Annotated in this window: 14 protein-coding genes; 3 read left to right on the top strand and 11 right to left on the bottom strand. The window is 67.3% G+C overall.

All coding sequences use genetic code 11. The annotated features are described in order from the left end of the window. Window positions 1–2: 2 nt before the first annotated feature. The 6 genes from ACM0O9_RS16365 to ACM0O9_RS16340 all read right to left on the bottom strand — a co-directional run bounded on the left by ACM0O9_RS16365 (window position 3) and on the right by ACM0O9_RS16340 (window position 7,089). Window positions 3–686, bottom strand: a complete 684-nt coding sequence (locus ACM0O9_RS16365) for a response regulator transcription factor (RefSeq protein WP_004136763.1) — start codon at window positions 684–686, stop codon at window positions 3–5. Window positions 687–759: 73 nt separating this feature from the next. Beyond that, window positions 760–1,134, bottom strand: coding sequence for a hypothetical protein (locus tag ACM0O9_RS16360; protein WP_414603802.1), 375 nt, complete (start codon window positions 1,132–1,134; stop codon window positions 760–762). A 212-nt stretch (window positions 1,135–1,346) separates the two neighbouring features. Then, window positions 1,347–2,378: a tRNA dihydrouridine(20/20a) synthase DusA gene (gene dusA / locus ACM0O9_RS16355; protein WP_235649708.1), complete on the bottom strand. Its 1,032-nt coding sequence runs from the start codon at window positions 2,376–2,378 to the stop codon at window positions 1,347–1,349. 94 nt (window positions 2,379–2,472) lie between these two features. Further along, on the bottom strand, window positions 2,473–4,860 hold the full coding sequence (locus tag ACM0O9_RS16350; RefSeq protein ID WP_414603801.1) for a VgrG-related protein: 2,388 nt from the start codon (window positions 4,858–4,860) through the stop codon (window positions 2,473–2,475). A 25-nt stretch (window positions 4,861–4,885) separates the two neighbouring features. Continuing rightward, window positions 4,886–5,479 (bottom strand): lysozyme inhibitor LprI family protein, encoded by a 594-nt coding sequence (locus ACM0O9_RS16345; RefSeq protein ID WP_053498749.1) that lies wholly within the window; start codon window positions 5,477–5,479, stop codon window positions 4,886–4,888. A gap of 155 nt (window positions 5,480–5,634) precedes the next feature. Continuing rightward, on the bottom strand, window positions 5,635–7,089 hold the full coding sequence (locus ACM0O9_RS16340; RefSeq protein ID WP_065178425.1) for a SulP family inorganic anion transporter: 1,455 nt from the start codon (window positions 7,087–7,089) through the stop codon (window positions 5,635–5,637). Window positions 7,090–7,297: 208 nt separating this feature from the next. On the opposite strand from ACM0O9_RS16340, the gene ACM0O9_RS16335 reads away from it, so the two are divergent. After that, complete coding sequence (locus ACM0O9_RS16335) at window positions 7,298–8,278, top strand: cation diffusion facilitator family transporter (RefSeq protein WP_065185593.1); 981 nt, start codon at window positions 7,298–7,300, stop codon at window positions 8,276–8,278. Between the two features lie 111 nt (window positions 8,279–8,389). Beyond that, window positions 8,390–8,815 (top strand): organic hydroperoxide resistance protein, encoded by a 426-nt coding sequence (locus ACM0O9_RS16330; protein ID WP_004153735.1) that lies wholly within the window; start codon window positions 8,390–8,392, stop codon window positions 8,813–8,815. A 321-nt stretch (window positions 8,816–9,136) separates the two neighbouring features. Here the strand turns inward: ACM0O9_RS16330 and mmsB are convergent, their stop codons facing one another. Genes mmsB through ACM0O9_RS16305 form a run of 5 tightly spaced genes read right to left on the bottom strand, consistent with a single transcriptional unit; the run spans window position 9,137 to window position 14,676 of the window. Then, window positions 9,137–10,027 (bottom strand): 3-hydroxyisobutyrate dehydrogenase, encoded by an 891-nt coding sequence (gene mmsB / locus ACM0O9_RS16325; protein ID WP_005420650.1) that lies wholly within the window; start codon window positions 10,025–10,027, stop codon window positions 9,137–9,139. Further along, the gene (locus ACM0O9_RS16320; RefSeq protein WP_414603800.1) at window positions 10,024–11,199 is read right to left on the bottom strand and encodes an enoyl-CoA hydratase/isomerase family protein; all 1,176 of its coding nucleotides are present in this window, start codon (window positions 11,197–11,199) and stop codon (window positions 10,024–10,026) included. The genes mmsB and ACM0O9_RS16320 overlap by 4 nt, the downstream gene beginning before the upstream one ends. Continuing rightward, window positions 11,196–11,993: an enoyl-CoA hydratase gene (locus ACM0O9_RS16315; RefSeq protein ID WP_139726615.1), complete on the bottom strand. Its 798-nt coding sequence runs from the start codon at window positions 11,991–11,993 to the stop codon at window positions 11,196–11,198. Before ACM0O9_RS16315 ends, ACM0O9_RS16320 begins: the two co-directional genes overlap by 4 nt. After that, complete coding sequence (locus tag ACM0O9_RS16310; protein WP_065185591.1) at window positions 11,990–13,156, bottom strand: acyl-CoA dehydrogenase family protein; 1,167 nt, start codon at window positions 13,154–13,156, stop codon at window positions 11,990–11,992. The genes ACM0O9_RS16315 and ACM0O9_RS16310 overlap by 4 nt, the downstream gene beginning before the upstream one ends. Window positions 13,157–13,170: 14 nt before the next feature. After that, window positions 13,171–14,676 (bottom strand): CoA-acylating methylmalonate-semialdehyde dehydrogenase, encoded by a 1,506-nt coding sequence (locus tag ACM0O9_RS16305; protein ID WP_005420657.1) that lies wholly within the window; start codon window positions 14,674–14,676, stop codon window positions 13,171–13,173. A gap of 115 nt (window positions 14,677–14,791) precedes the next feature. Between ACM0O9_RS16305 and ACM0O9_RS16300 the strand changes: the two genes are divergently transcribed. Beyond that, window positions 14,792–16,159: a helix-turn-helix domain-containing protein gene (locus ACM0O9_RS16300; protein WP_065196016.1), complete on the top strand. Its 1,368-nt coding sequence runs from the start codon at window positions 14,792–14,794 to the stop codon at window positions 16,157–16,159. Window positions 16,160–16,340: the final 181 nt, after the last annotated feature.

Genomic DNA, 16,340 nt, shown 5'->3' with positions numbered 1-16,340 from the left:
GCTCAGCCCTCGTTGCGCGGGATCGCGAAACGGTAGCCGCGACCGCGCACGGTCTCGATCGGCTTCAGTTCTCCATCCGGGTCCAGCTTCTTGCGCAGGCGGCCGATGAAGACCTCCAGCACGTTGGAGTCGCGGTCGAAGTCCTGCTGGTAGATGTGTTCGGTGAGGTCGGCCTTGGAGACCAGTTCACCGGCATGCATCATCAGGTACTCCAGCACCTTGTACTCGTAGCTGGTCAGGTCGACATTGCTGCCGGCCACGCTGACCGTCTGGGCAGCAAGGTCCAGGGCGACCGGGCCGCATTCCAGGGTCGGCTTGCTCCAGCCGGCGGCGCGGCGCAGCAGCGCGTTGACGCGGGCCAGCAACTCTTCCACGTGGAACGGCTTGACCAGGTAATCGTCGGCGCCCTGCTTCAGGCCCTCGACCTTGTCCTGCCAGCTCGAACGCGCGGTCAGGATCAGTACCGGGAACTTCTTGCCTTCGTCACGCAGGGCCTTGATCAGCTCCATGCCCGACATCTTGGGCAGGCCGAGGTCGATGATGCCGACATCGAACGGAACTTCGCGCCCCATGTAGAGGCCTTCCTCGCCGTCCTGCGCAGCATCGACGGCAAAGCCTTCGCGCTTGAGCCGGGCTGCCAGGGTCTCACGCAGCGGGGCTTCGTCTTCGACCAGAAGGATACGCATGAACTCTCCCTAGTGTCCTGGGTGTGGCCCGGAGGCCTGTGGGGTACGGGTTGATACCGACGACTATCCCTGTTCAGGGGTTATCGCCGCGTAGTGATGACATATCCGACCGCGGCGTGCGCGGCTGTGAACGCGACGGGGCGGGGTCGTCCATGTAGCGGACCCGGCCCCGGTCGTCCATGTACTTCACCCGGTTGATATCACGACCATCGAACGGCACGCGCTCGGCGCCGAGGATGTGGCCGCCGGTGCTGCGCTGCACGCGGCGCACGGCATCGGACAGCGAACGCTCGTCGCCACGGTTGCCGCGCTCTCTCCGATCCATCATTTCCGCCCGTGCCTGCTCGCCCCGCGGCGGCTGTTGCGCCAGCGCCGACGACAGCGGCGCAGCCGACAGCACCACGCAGGTGGCCAGGGCAATGCGGCAATGGAAGGGAGCGGAAGACATCGATGCGATCCTAGCCGAGCACGGCGATTCGTTCAAAAGTCGTAAATCCGGGAGCCGGGTGCGGGACCCGGCCTTTACAATTCCTTTGCAAATTCTTGGTTTGGGGCAGTGAATCCGGTCTGAACTTTTCCGGCCGCAGCCCTGCGATGTTCAGCTAGGTGAACATTCGGGACGAATCGCCGTCCCTTGTCAAGTCAGGAATGTGACTGCGGTCACGCTGCGGCACGATCGGCTTCGCGCTCGGTGACCGACAGCGCCTGCTCGACCAGGCTCCAGTCGGCGCCCGGGCGGTGCGCGCCCTCGCTCAGCACCTGGCGGAACGCGCGGCCACCGGGCTGGCCGTGGAACAGGCCGAGCAGGTGGCGGGTGATGTGCTTCAGTGCCAGACCTTCGCCCAGGCGCGCTTCCACGTAGGGACGCAGCGTGCGCAGCAGGTCACCGCGCGCCTGCAACGGCGCGCCGGTCTGCAGCGCCTCCAGCTGATGCAGCAGGTAGGGGTCGTGGTAGGCCGCGCGGCCCAGCATCACGCCATCGACGTGCGCGGCCTGCGCCTGCACCGCCTCGATGCTGGCCAGGCCGCCATTGAGCACCACCGGCAGCGCCGGGCGCTCCTGCTTCAGGCGGTAGGCCCAGTCGTACTTCAGTGGCGGAACCTCGCGGTTCTCCTTCGGCGACAGGCCCTTCAGCCACGCGTTGCGCGCATGCACCACCACCATTGCGGCACCGGCGGCGACCTGGCGGTCGACGAAGGCGGCGAACACGTCATAGTCGTTGTCCTCGTCCACGCCCAGGCGGCACTTCACCGTCACCGGGATCCCGATCGCGTCGACCATCGCCGCCACGCAGTCGGCTACCAGCGCCGGCTCGCGCATCAGGCAGGCGCCAAAACGCCCGGCCTGCACGCGGTCGGACGGACAGCCGCAGTTGAGGTTGACCTCGTCGTAGCCCCACTCCGCGGCGATGCGCGCGGCCTGCGCCAGCAGCGCCGGGTCGCTGCCCCCCAACTGCAGCGCCAGCGGCTGCTCGCTGCGGTCGAAGCCGAGCAGGCGCTCGCGATCACCGTGGATGACCGCATTGGCGTGCACCATTTCCGTGTACAGGCGCACACCCGGCGCCAGCACGCGGTGGAACACGCGGCAATGGCGGTCGGTCCAGTCCATCATGGGGGCCACGGACAGGCGCAGGGAATCGGCGTAACGGGCGGTGGCGGACGTCATCGGGGTGTTGATCGGGGAGACTGGCATTGCCAGTGAGATCAATAGTTTACACCGGACGGCTGAACGGCGGCGGGTGGCGCCGGGACTGGCCGCTCGACCGGCCCCGGGGTCGCCGCGTGGCTTACAACCCGCGGTTGCGCACCTGTTCCTGCTGCTCCTGCGCACGCTGGTTGAACTGGCTGTCCAGCGCTTCGCTTTGCCGGCTGCTGGCCTCGACCGAGTGCGATACCGCCTGCTGGCGGTCGACGAAGGTCCGCTGCGCCGCCGGGTCGCCCAGCTCGCCCTGCACCGCAAACAGACCGGTGCCGTCGGGGCGGGCCACGACGTGGTCGATCTGGCGCATCCCGGACACCTTGCTTTCGTACGCCAGCTGGCCGGCCGCCCGCTCAACCTCCTGCGGGTTGGCGAACAGTGGCTTCAGGCCGGCCTGGGCACGCTGCTGCTCCAGCGCCTGCAGCTTGCCCAGCGCCTGGCCGAAGCGCGCGTTGTCGGCGTGCCCGGGGTCGCGCATGCTGGCCGGCTCTGCGGGCTCGGCCCGGGCCGGTGCCGCCGGCGGGGTACCGGCCTTGACCGCGTTGGGGGCATCGACCTGCGCCAGGGTCTTGCGGCCTGCCTTGCCATCGTCGTCCAGGCCGTTGTTGGCCTGGAACTGCTTGACCGCCGCAAAGGTGTCCTTGCCATACACACCATCGGCGTGCAGCGGCTTGCCATCGGCCCCGGCATAGCCCAGCGCCGCCAGCTTGCCCTGCAAGGCCTTGACCTCATCGCCGCGCTCGCCCTGCTTCAGCACGCCATCGGCCATCGGCGCCTGCTGTGCACTGCGTGCGGCCTGCGCGGCCTCGGGGCCCTGCGCGTGGACCTTGCCGCCCAGGGTGATGCGGTCATTGAGCATGTCACCCAGGAACCTGCGGTACTGGTCCGGCTCGAGCTCGATATGTGCGTGCACGGCACCCGGGGTGCCGGCATCGGACTGGCGGATCAACGGCGCGCCGTACTCGACGAAATCACCAGTCTTGTAGGGGGTGCTTCCACGTGCACCATGCAGCACCTGCCCGACCAGTTCACGCTGCGGATGCCCGGCCGGATGGCTCCAGATGCTGATGGAGTTCCACTTGTCGTTGTTGACCTGCACGTAGCCCGCGACCGGATTGGGAATCATCACTTCCCGGTCGCCGCGCGAAGTACTCAGGATCAGATCCTTGTGCACCAGCGGAATGCCGTTGCGATCACCACGGGTCCGCACCGTTTCCAGCTCGCCCTCGACCATTGCCGACGGGCGGTCAGCCTTGGCGGCATTGCCGGTGCGCACGGCCTCGGCGTTGGTGTTGGGGTGATGGATCTTCAGTTCGCGGTAGGCATCCTCGCCACTGGTGCCATGACGCAGTGTGCGGTTGCTGCTGCCGTTGCCAAAGGGTTCGACCACGACGATGCGCTGGCCACCGGGTGCGGCAGCGGCATCGGGTTCGCGCGCAGTCGCGGGTGCGGGTGCCGCAGCAGGCGTGGCCGGTGCCACAGGCTGCGCCGGCGTGTGCTCGCGTACCACCGTATCCAGAGCCTGCAGGGTCTGCCGGCCGGCCTTGCCATCAACGGTCAGCCCATGCGCCTGCTGGAACTCGCGCACTGCATGCTCGGTGTTGGCACCGTAGTGGCTATCGGCTGTCAGAGGTTGCCCGTTGCGGCCGGTATGGCCGGCCTGGATCAACTTGGCCTGCAGGGCCTGGACCTCGGTACCGTGCTCGCCGGGTGCCAGCACGCCGTCGGCCATCGCCGATGCGGCCGCGCGCTGCCCGCGCCGGCCCGGCTCAGGTTCACCGAACGCTTGCTGGTAATCCTTGCCCCGGTAAGCCTCGGGGTTTTGGTTGACCTGGTCGTAGCGCGCCAGCCCGACCAGCGCGTTCTTCTCGGTGAGCGCACGATCACGCAGCGAATCCCACAGGGTGGGCGAGCTCTGGAAGTGCGACTGCACGTTGGCGTGCTTGTAGTCCTGCACCGCGCGGACAATCTGCTCGTCACTCAGCTCAGCCAGCTTGAAGTCTTCGCTGTAGGCTTGCTGGAGACCCTTCTGGAACACCGAACGTGTCATGCCGCGGTACTGCACCGAGGTGCTCCACAGCGCGTCCTGCACGGCCGGACCACGGCCGGAAAGATCAATGCCTACATCCTTCAGGCGGCCCATCTGCACGTCGTAGTACTGGTGCTGGATGAAGTCGTGCTGATCCCTGGCAAACCCTGCCGGATCGGCCGCCGCCACTTCCTTCCAGCGTTCGGTGAAGGCCGGGGTTCCTGCCTGCAGGCCGTTGAAGCGGTTGCCATAGCGCGAGGCGGCGACGTATTCGTCCACGCCGCCAACGTTGGTGGCGTACTGGTAACTGCCATACGACACGCCACCATGGTCGCCCCTGCCGGTGGAAACGTGGCCGGGGCCACGACCTCCGGTTTCGAAATGCGCCGACGTCTGGCCGCGATGCCAGCTGTCCATTGCCTGCTTTGCCTGGGTCACAACATCCATCTTCCTGCACTCCTTTGCGGGGGATTTACTTTGAGGTCAGTGCCTGCAGCACATCGGCACGGTTGGCGGTGCGATTGATCCGGCAGGACTGCGCGTCCAGCATCTGCCCCTGCCCGTCTTCGGCAGGGTTCCAGCTGCAGTAGCGATTGGTATCGGACATGTAGGCAGCCTGCTCGTCCATCAGCCTGTCCTTGTCCTTGCCATCGGGGCCGTCAACGATCTTCATGAAAGCCTGCTCGAGCCGCTGCTCCTGCCAAGCAAGCTCGTCATCACCACACGCCTGCAGTGCCGATGTCTCGCCGCCGCTGGATCTCACGCATGCAGCATACTGCGGCCGCAACGTCGCCTTGTTGTAGGAATCATCCGGGCGCTGCGGCGGCATGTCCTGGTCATCGGCATCGGCCACCGTCGTGGCAGGTGCGGCACGTGCAGGCTCTGCAGTGGCGGGCGGCGATGCAGTGGCCGGCGCGGCGGCCGCGGGAGCAGCTGCCGTATCCGCCTCCGGGCTCTTGGCCTGGCATGCCGCCAGGCTGAGGCCAAAGGCCAGCGCAAGGGCGATGGCCCCAGCCTTGCCGAACGTTTCACGGGGGGCCGCTGGAAGGTGGTTTATTCCCTGCATTGCTTGCATCTCCTTGGCATCCAGGCGCGTGGCCCGTCAACGCGGGGCCGTCCATCGGCCCCATCAGGAAACGCATGCTACGCGAGCGCCGGTTTCAGATGCCTGACCGGATTCAGAATGCGTGCACCTCGTCGCAGAAGCAGGATGCGTAAGCCTCAATGCCCGCCCGCGCGCCCGCCCACCTGTTCGATCAGCGTCTGGCTAGCCACATTGAGGCTTACCACCACCACCTCCGCCCCATGCGCGGCCAGCTTTTCCTGCGCACGTTCCAGCGCGGCCACTGCGGTCAGGTCCCACAGGTGGGCGTCACGCAGGTCGATCTGCACCTTCGGCGCGACGTGCTGGTAGTCAAACGCCGCGCCCAGCTGGCCGGCAGACGCAAAGAACACCTGCCCGCGTACGCGGTAGACCTGCGTGTCTCCGGCATCCTCGCGCTGCACCTCCAGCATGCGGCCGACCTTGCGGGCGAAGAACAGCGCCGACAGCAGCACGCCACTGAGCACGCCCTTGGCCAGGTCGTGGGTGGCCACGGTGACCACCACGGTCAGCAACATCACGGCCGAGGAACTGCGCGGATGCGTGCGCAGGTCGCGCAGCGAGCGCCAGCTGAAAGTGCCGATGCTGACCATGATCATCACCGCCACCAGCGCAGCCATCGGGATCTGCCGCACCAGGTCGCTGCCGTACACCACCAGCACCAGCAGCAGCACGCCGGCCACCAGGCAGGACAGGCGGCCGCGGCCACCAGACGTCACGTTGATGACCGACTGGCCGATCATCGCGCAGCCGGCCATTCCGCCGAGGAACCCGGTGACCGTGTTGGCCACGCCCTGGCCGACGCATTCGCGGTTGCGCTCGCTGGGCGTCTCGGTGATGTCCTCGACGATCTGCAGGGTCATCATCGATTCGAGCAAGCCGACCACGGCCAGCGTGGCCGACACCGGCAGCAGGATGCGCAGCGTTTCCCAGCTGAGCGGTACATCGGGGATGAGGAACTGCGGCAGGCTGTCCGGCAGCTGGCCCATGTCACCAACACTGCGCACGTCCACGCCAAAGCCGATCACTACGGCGGTGAGCACGACGATTGCCACCAGCGGCGAAGGCACAGCGCGGGTGAGGCGCGGCAGCAGGTAGATGATCGCCAGTGCGGCGGCACACAGCACGTAGACGGTGGGACCGCGGCCGATCAGTTCCGGCATCTGCGCCAGGAAGATCAGGATCGCCAGCGCGTTGACGAAGCCGGTGATGACCGAGCGCGAGACGAATCGCATCAGCGACCCAAGCTTGAACACACCGGCCAGCACCTGCAGCAGGCCGGCCAGGATGCTGGCGGCGAACAGGTACTGCAGGCCATGGTCCTTGACCAGGTCGACCATCACCAGCGCCATTGCACCGGTGGCGGCGGAGATCATGCCCGGCCGGCCGCCAGCGATGGCGGTGACCACCGCGATGGAAAACGCGGCGTACAGGCCAACCTTGGGGTCGACGCCGGCGATGAGCGAGAAGGCGATGGCCTCGGGAATCAGGGCCAGGGCGACGACCATGCCGGACAGCAGATCACCACGGATGTTGCCGAGCCATTGCTGGCGCAGGGGGTAGGACGTTTGCATGGAAAAACTCCGCGCGCACGCGGGCGTGGCCGCATGGCGCTGCAGTGGAAAGACGCGGGTTCCTGAGCCGGGCGGGCCGGCTGCCGAGATGCGGCAAGGGTCAGGGTGGCGTGATCACTGCAGGCGGGAATCGGTACGTGGGAGGGACGCAGTCTACGGCACAGGGCTGCCAAGGGACAGCGTCGACAGTCCGCAACGGCAGCGGAGCATGGCTCCGCTCTACAATCGCGCCATGGCCACCGACCACGCACAGTTCTTCGATCCCGCCACCGAACAAGGCGTGCTGCGCCTGTCCATCGCAGGCTCACTGCTGCTGGCCGCGGCAGCGGTAGTGTTCGGCCTGCTGGCCAATTCCTCGCTGATCATCTTCGACGGCATCTACGGCCTGATCGATGTGGTGATGACCTGGCTGTCACTGCTGGTCGCGCGGCTGATCGCACTGTCCACCAGCACCGACGCGCTGCAGTCGCGGCTCAACCAGCGCTTCACCATGGGCTTCTGGCACCTGGAGCCGATCGTGCTGGGGGTGAGCGGCACGCTGATGATCGGCGCTGCGCTGTATGCGCTGGTCAATGCGGTCGACGCGCTGATGTCCGGCGGCCGCCACATCGCGCTCGGTCCGGCCATCGCCTTCGCCGGGTTGTCGATCGTCGGCGAAGGTGCGCTGGCCTGGTTCGTGCTGCGCGCCAACCGCCGCATCGGCTCGGAGTTCATCGCACTGGATGCGAAAAACTGGGTGATCGCGGCCAGCATGTCGGCCTGCTACCTGCTGGCCTTCCTCGGCGGCGTGCTGGTGCAGGGCACCTCCTGGGCCTGGGTCGGGCCGTACATCGACCCGGCCATCCTCGCCTTCGTCTGCGTGCTGGTGATGATCGCCCCGCTCGGCACCGTGCGCCGGGCGCTGGCCGGCATCCTGCTGGTCACCCCGCCGGAACTGCAGGCGCATGTGGATGCGGTGGCACGCGCGATCGTGGCCAGGCACGGCTTCGTTGAGCACCGCAGCTACGTCGCGCAGGTGGGGCGTGGCGAGCAGATCGAGCTGTTCTTTGTGGTGCCGGAAGACGACCCGCCGCGGCCCTTGGTGGAATGGGACCGGCTGCGCGACGAGATCGGCGAAGCGCTGGGCGAGGCCTCGCCGGACCGCTGGCTGACCATCATGTTCACCACCGACCGCGAGTGGACGATCTAGGCCGGCAGGACGATTGATCAAGTTTTTCGTACGCGTTGCAACCCAACGTACGCGGAAAGCGGGCAAAGTAGGCTCCAACGCAACACCCACCCACTGACCAGGAGCATCCCGATGTCCATCGAAAAGGTTCTGTACACCGCCCAGGCCACCTCTACCGGCGGCCGCGAAGGCCGTTCCGTCTCCTCCGACAACGTGCTGGACATCCAGCTGTCGACCCCGCGCGAGCTGGGCGGCGCCGGCGGCCCGGGCACCAACCCGGAACAACTGTTCGCCGCCGGCTACTCGGCCTGCTTCCTGGGCGCGTTGAAGTTCGTGGCCGGCCAGGCCAAGGTCGCGTTGCCGGCCGACACCACCGTCACCGGCAAGGTCGGCATCGGTCAGATCCCGACCGGTTTCGGCATCGAGGCCGAGCTGACCATCAACGTGCCGGGCGTGCCGCGCGAGCAGGTCGAAGAGCTTGTGCAGAAGGCGCACATCGTGTGCCCGTACTCGAATGCCACCCGCGGCAACATCGACGTGACGCTGATCGTTGCCTGATGCAGCGCCGGGGTCGGATCCCTTTGCCAACAGCAAAGGGCTCTGACCCCATCCCAGGCCCGGCACGGCTATATGGGGTCAGAGCCCTTTCGCGTTGCGAAAGGGATCCGACCCCAGTGATCAGCCCCCCCCCCAAAAAAATGGGCGGATGCCGGTCGAAACCGAGCATCCGCCCATCCCACCTCGGGTGGGCCCCGGCACGTGGCCGGGGACGCATTCGCTACGGCGCGCATCCATCCTTCTGGAGGAGAGCCCCCTTGTTGTTCAAGGGGGTGCGCCAACGGCGCGGGGATAAGGTGGAATGCGCGGACCAGCGACCGGTTACCGGTCGCTGGTGATGAGCTGCACGACGCTGGAGAAATCCAGCTTGCCGCGGCCGGCCTGGTGGTTCATCGAGTACAGGTTGCGGGCCACTTCGCCCAGCGGGATCGAGGCGCCGACACTCATCGCCGCTTCCACCGCCAGGCCCATGTCCTTCAGCATCAGATCGCTGCCGAAACCGCCGCTGTAGCCGCGCGAGGCCGGCGCATTTTCCAGCACGCCCGGCCACGGGTTGCACACTTCGGTGGCCCAGCTGCGGCCGGTGCTGACCGCCATCATCTGCGACAGCACCTTCGGGTCCAGCCCGTGCGCAACACCCAGCGCGATGGCTTCACCGGTCACCGCCATGATCACGCCCAGCGCCATGTTGTTGCACAGCTTGGCGACCTGGCCGGCACCGCTGGCGCCGACATGGAAGATGTTCTTGCCCATCGCCTGCAGCACCGGGCGAGCGCGTTCCAGCGCGTCCTCTTCGCCACCGACGATGAAGGTCAGGGTGCCGGCCTGGGCGCCCGCGGTACCGCCGGAGACCGGCGCGTCGATCATCTGCAGGCCACGCGCGGCGGCCGCTTCGGAAACCTTGCGGGCACTGGCCGGTGCGATCGTGCTGCAGTCGATGACCAGTGCACCCGCTGGGATGGCGGCGAGGATGCCGTCATCGCCCAGGTACACCCCTTCGACGTGGCGGCTGGCCGGCAGCATCGAGATCACGACTTCCGCATCGGCCAGGGTGTCGCGTGCCGACGACGCCGCGCTGGCACCGGCATCGACGGCGGCCTGCACCGCAGCCGGGACCAGATCGAACACGCGCACGGTGTGGCCGTTCTTGACCAGATTGGCGGCCATCGGGCCACCCATGTTGCCCAACCCGATGAATGCAATGCGGCTCATGCAAGGCTCCTTTCAACAAGGGGAGTGCCCAGGTCGGCCAGCGGATGCGCGGCAGCGGCCCAGGGGGAAGCAAAGAAGGTGTCGGCCCACGCGCCGGTGGCCTCGGCCAGGGTGGCCGGGTTCCACTGCGGATTGCGGTCCTTGTCGATCAGCAGTGCGCGGATGCCTTCGGCGAAATCGCCGTGGGCGGCGCAGTGCAGCGCGGTGATGTACTCCAGCCGGTAGACGCTGGCCAGGTCCTGGCCGGCGCTGCGGCGCTGCAGCTCGAACGCCAGACGTGCCGAGCCGGGCGCGCCGGCGGCAAGCGTCTTCTGTGCCGCCTGCAGCCAGGCATCGTCGGTCTGCAGCGCGCTGATGCGTTTGATGATCGCGGGCAGGTCATCGCCTTCGCACAACGCATCGACCTGCGCCGCGTTGGCCAGCAGCGGACCGGTCGCAGCATCACTGGCATGCGACTGCAGCAGATGGGTCAGGCGTTCGTGGTTGTGTGCGGAATCACTGGACCAGGCCACCTGCAGCAGCGCATCGAACACCGCGCTGCGGCGTTCTTCAGCCACGTGCACATCGGCCAGGCCGGCATAGATGGCATCGCCCGGATTGAGCAACGCGCCGGTCAGGGCCAGGAACAGGCCGCCCTTGCCCGGCACGCGCGGCAGCAGCCAGCTGCCACCGACATCCGGGAACAGGCCAACGGTGATTTCCGGGAAGGCCAGCTTGGAGCGCTCGCTGACCACGCGGTGGCTGGCGCCGGACATCAGGCCGATACCACCGCCCATCACGATGCCGTGGCCCCAGCACAGGATCGGCTTGGTATAGGTGTGGATGAGGTAATCGACGCGGTACTCGACGTCGAAGAACTCGGCGGCGTAGTCGTTCTCGCGGATGTCGCTGCGGCCGTCCTCACGGAAGGCGACCATGGCCTTGTACAGGCTGTGCAGGTCGCCGCCAGCGCAGAACGCCTTTTCGCCAGCACCCCGCAGCACCACCATGGCGATGCCGTCGTCGTCGGCCCAAGCGTTCAACTGCTCCAGCAGCAGGTGTGCCATCGGCAGCGAGAAGCCATTGAGCGTGCGCGGCGCGTTGAGCGTGGCGAGGCCGATGCGCACGCCGTTACCGGCCACGCGCTCCTCGAACAGCACAGGTGCGTCGTCGGCAGCGGTGTCGGCGCTCATGCGTTCTTCCACTGCGCGGCGCGCTTTTCCAGGAAGGCAGTCACGCCCTCGACCTGGTCGGCGGTGTCGAACAGGTCGACGAAGGCTTCGCGCTCGGCCACCAGCGCCGAGGCGTGGGTGCCGGTGCGGGTGGACTGCACCAGGGTCTTGCAGGCGGCGATGCTGGTCGGGCTCTGCTTGCCGGCCTTTTTCGCCCATTCCAGCGCCAGTGCCTTGGCTTCGCCCTTGCCGACCTTTTCTTCGGCCAGCCCGATGCGCAGCGCGGTCTCGGCGTTGATGCGCTCACCCAGCAGGATCATGCGCTTGGCCCAGCCTTCGCCAACCAGGCGCGGCAGGTTCTGGGTGCCACCGGCGCACGGCAGCAGGCCGACGGTGGCCTCCGGCAGCGCCACCTGGGCGTGCTCTTCGATGATGCGCAGGTCGCAGGCCAGTGCGCATTCCAGGCCTCCGCCCATCGCGTAGCCGTTGATCGCGGCGATCGACACGCCACGGAAACCGGACAACGCCTCGAAGGCTTCGCCGAAACGGCGCGCGGCTTCGCGCGCTGCGGCCTTGTCGCCGGAAGCGAACTGGTTGAGGTCGGCACCGGCGGAGAAGAACTTCTCGCCGTCACCGGTGATCACCAGTGCGTAGACGTCACGGTCTGCGTTGAGCGCGCCGACTAGGTCGCGCAGCGCCGACAGGCTGTGCACGGTCCAGGTGTGCGCCGGCGGGTTGTTCAGGGTGACCACGGCGGTGTGGCCGTCGGCCTCGACCTTCAGGCCCACGTGCTCCTGGGTACGCCAATCCTTCATCGCAGTTCCTCTTCGGTGTTGAGCAGGTGACGGGCAACGATCACCCGCATGATCTCGTTGGTGCCTTCCAGGATCTGGTGCACGCGGCAGTCACGCAGCAGGCGCTCGATCGGGTACTCGCGGATGTAGCCGTAGCCACCGTGGATCTGCAGCGCTTCATTGCAGACGTTGAAGCCGGCATCGGTGGCGAAGCGCTTGGCCATCGCGCACCATACGTTGGCATCGCTGGCCCCGGCATCGAGCTTGCGTGCGGCGGTGTGCACCATCTGCCGCGCGGCCACCAGCTGGGTGACCATGTCGGCCAGCTTGAACTGCAGCGCCTGGAACTCGGCCAGCGCCTTGCCGAACTGGCGGCGCTCGCCCATGTAGCGGCGCGCGGCATCCAGCGCGCCCTGCGCGGCACCCAGCGAGCAGGCGGCAATGTTGATGCGGCCACCATCAAGCCCCTTCATCGCCAGCTTGAAGCCGCCGCCTTCCTCTCCCAGAAGGTGGCTGACCGGCACGCGGACGTTTTCGAAGGTGATGCCACGGGTGGGCTGGCTGTTCCAGCCCATCTTCTCTTCCTTGCGGCCGAAGCTGATGCCCGGCAGGTCCGACGGCACTGCAATGGCGCTGACGCCGCCGGCACCGGCACCGCCGGTACGTGCCATCACCACCAGCAGTTCGGTGGCACCGGCGCCGGAGATGAAGGCCTTCGAGCCGTTCAGCACGTAATGATCGCCGTCGCGCACGGCGGTGGTCTTCAGCGAGGCCGCATCGGAGCCGGCACCCGGTTCGGTCAGGCAGTACGAGGCCAGCCTGTTGCCCGAGGACAGGTCAGTGCCCCACGCATCGCGCAGTGCTGGCTGGCCCCACGTGGACACCATCCACGAGGCCATGTTGTGGATGCTGATGTAGGCCGCAGTCGACGGATCGACGTTGGCGAGCTCCTCGATGACGACGGCGGCGTCCAGCCGGCTCAGGCCGCTGCCGCCCACTTCCGGGTCCATGTACAGACCGCAGAAGCCCAGTTCACCGGCCTTGGCGATCGCCTCGCGCGGAAAGATGCCCTCCGCATCCCATCGCGCGGCGTGTGGCGCCAGTTCGGCCTGTGCGAAGTCGCGCGCCGCCTCGCGGTACGCCTGCTGCGCTTCTTCCAGTTCCGTCGTCATCGAGTGGCTCATGGCTGCTCCTGCCGTTACTTCAGGCTGATCGTGGTGTTGACGCCGTGGCTCAGCGTCTCGTCATCGAACCAGCGCGCGGTGACCGTCTTGGTCTGGGTGTAGAACAGCACCACCTGCTTGCCATACGGGCCCAGGTCACCCAGCTTGGAGGCGCGCGAACCGGTGAACGAGAACAGCGGCACCGGCACCGGGATCGGCACGTTGATGCCGACCTGGCCGACGTCGATGTCTTCCTGGAACTTGCGCGCGGCCGCGCCGGACTGGGTGAACAGTGCGGTGCCGTTGCCGTTCGGGTTGCTGTTGACCATCGCGATGGCGTCTTCCAGCGTTTCTGCTTCGAGGATGACCAGCACCGGCCCGAAGATTTCTTCCTGGTAGATGCGCATGTCGGTGGTGACACCGGCAAAGATGGTCGGGCCGACGAAGTTGCCCTTCTCGAAGCCATCGACCTGCGGGTTGCGGCCGTCGAGTACCAGCTTGGCGCCCTGCTCCACGCCCGAGGCGATCAGGCCTTCCACGCGCTCGCGGGCGCTGCAGGAAATGACCGGGCCGACGTCGGTGCCGGACACGGTGCCGGCGCTGACCTTCAACGTCTTGGCCTTTTCGACCAGGTCCTGCACCCAGTTGCGCGCCTCACCGACGAGCACCAGGGTGGAGGCGGCCATGCAGCGCTGGCCCGCGGCACCAAAGGCGGCACCGACCATCGCGTTGAGGGTCTGTTCCTTGTTGGCGTCCGGCAGCACCACGGCGTGGTTCTTGGCGCCCATCATGCACTGCACGCGCTTGCCGGCCAGCGAGGCGCGGTTGTAGACGTGGGTGCCGACGCGGGTGGAACCGACGAACGACACGGCCTTGATGTCCGGGTGGTCGCAGATCGCGTTGACCACTTCTTCGCCACCGTGGACGACGTTCAGCACGCCCTTCGGAATGCCGGCTTCCAGGGCAAGCTCGACCAGGCGCATGGTCACCATCGGGTCCTGCTCGGACGGCTTGAGGATGAAGGTGTTGCCCGTTGCAATCGCCATCGGGAACATCCACAGCGGGATCATCGCCGGGAAGTTGAACGGTGTGATGCCGGCGCACACGCCCAGCGGCTGCATGATCGTGTAGGTGTCCACGCCATTGGCCACGTTGTTGGCCAGCTCGCCCAGCTGCAGGTTGCCGATGGCGGCGGCGTGCTCGACCACTTCCAGGCCGCGGAACACATCGCCTTCGGCGTCGGGCAGAGTCTTGCCCTGTTCGGCGGTGAGGATGTGGGCCAGCTCGCTCATGTTCTCGCGGATCAGCTGCTGGTACTTCAGGAAGATGCGCGCGCGGGTGCCGATCGGGGTCTTGCGCCAGGTCTTGAAGGCTTCCTTGGCGGCGGCGACGGCGGCGTCCACTTCGCCGGTGGTGGCGAAGGGCACCTTGGCCAGCACGTCCTGGGTGGCCGGATTGATCACGTCCTGCCAGTGGGAGGTGGCCGATTCAACGAACTGGCCATCGATCAGCATGCGGATACGGGGCGCTGCAACAGTCATGACGACAATCCCACAGGGTGCGAAAGATGCTTGGCATTATTCACAGCACCCAGCTCGATTTCTGGGCTGAATCCGCTTAATCTGGCCAACACGCCCCACGATTCCTGTTAATTCTGTGAATCCCTCAGCTCCCCAGCGGCAACTCGGCCTGCGCCTGCGGCGGTTGCGCGAACAGCGCGGCTACAGCCAGGTTGACCTGGCGCGGGCGCTAGGGCTGTCGGCCAGCTACCTGAACCAGATCGAGCGCAACAAGCGCCCACTGACCCCGGCCGTGCAGAAGAAGCTGGGCCAGGTACTCGGCGATGTTTCCGCACTGTTCGACGAAGATGAGCCCGCCGCGCTGCAGGAAGCGCTGGGCGAGACCCTGCGCGACCTGGGCCTGGCCGAAGTCAGCGCCACCGAACTGCGCACCCTGGCGGGCAACCTGCCGCAGGTCAGCCGTGCGCTGCTGGACCTGCACCGCCGCCACCTGGCACTGCGCGAGCATGCCGCCGCGCTGGAATTCCAGCTGGGCGAGCCCGGCGCCGGCAGCACCCTGCCGGCCGGCGACCAGGTACGCGAGTTCTTCAACCGCATGCACAACCATATTCCCGAGCTGGACGAACTGGCCGAGCGCCTGTTCGCCGAGTGGGGGCTATCGCCTGGGCATGTGGCGCCGCGCTTGCGCCAGCTGCTGGCCGACCGCCACGGCGTGCTGGTGGAAGTGGCCGCACTGCAGGCCGGGCGCGAGAAGCGCCATTACGATGCCGGCACGCGCCGGTTGTGGCTGCCGGACTACCTGGAGCCAGGCCAGCAGGCGTTCCAGATGGCCGCCGAACTGGCCCTGCACGGCTACCTGCCGCAGATCGACGCGGTGGTGGCGCGTGCGGGCTTCACCGATGACGCGCGCATCGCGCAGGCGCGGGTGGGTCTTTCGAACTACTTCGCCGGCGCGCTGGTCATGCCCTACATGCGCTTCCTGCGTGCGGCCGAGGCCAGCAGCTACGACATCGAACTGCTGGCGCACCAGTTCGGCGTCGGCTTCGAGGCGGTCTGCCACCGGCTGAGCACGCTGGCACGGCGCAGTGCGCCCGGCCTGCCGTTCTTCTTCATCCGCGTGGACCGCGCGGGCAACGTATCCAAGCGCCATTCGGCCACCGACTTCCACTTCTCGCAGGTGGGCGGCTCGTGCCCGCTATGGATCGTCTACGAGGCGTTCAACCAGCCAGGCCGCATCCTTACCCAGACCGCGCGCATGCCCGATGGCCGCCGCCATTTCTGGCTGGCGCGGCAGGTCAGCAGTGGCCCGGTGGGCCATGGCCAGCCCCGCAAGACCTTCGCGGTGGCGCTGGGCTGCGATCTGCAGCATGCCGAACGCATGGTGTATTCGCTGGGGCTGGATGTGCAGAGCCCAGGGAACTCGGTTTCGATCGGACCGGGTTGCCGGGTGTGCCCACGCGAGGACTGCATGCAGCGTGCGTTCGCGCAGTTGCCGGGCAGGTAGGGGGTTTTGCAGGGCTGCGCCCCGCACCTGCGGTAGTGCCGGCCGCTGGCCGGCAACCTCAAAGGCAAAAGCGGGCATTCCGTGGGTTGGCGGGGTGGGTCCGGTTGCAGGGGACGCTGCAAGTACCCCTCCGGGGCCCGGCCCAGCCGCTGGCGGCTGTGCGTTCGGGCGCTTGCGAAGC

The sequence above is a fragment of the Stenotrophomonas sp. FR012 genome (assembly GCF_047520565.2).
Classification (GTDB): domain Bacteria; phylum Pseudomonadota; class Gammaproteobacteria; order Xanthomonadales; family Xanthomonadaceae; genus Stenotrophomonas; species Stenotrophomonas sepilia.
Note: the sequence above shows the minus strand (reverse complement) of the source record. Positions and strands in the feature narration are given on the sequence as shown.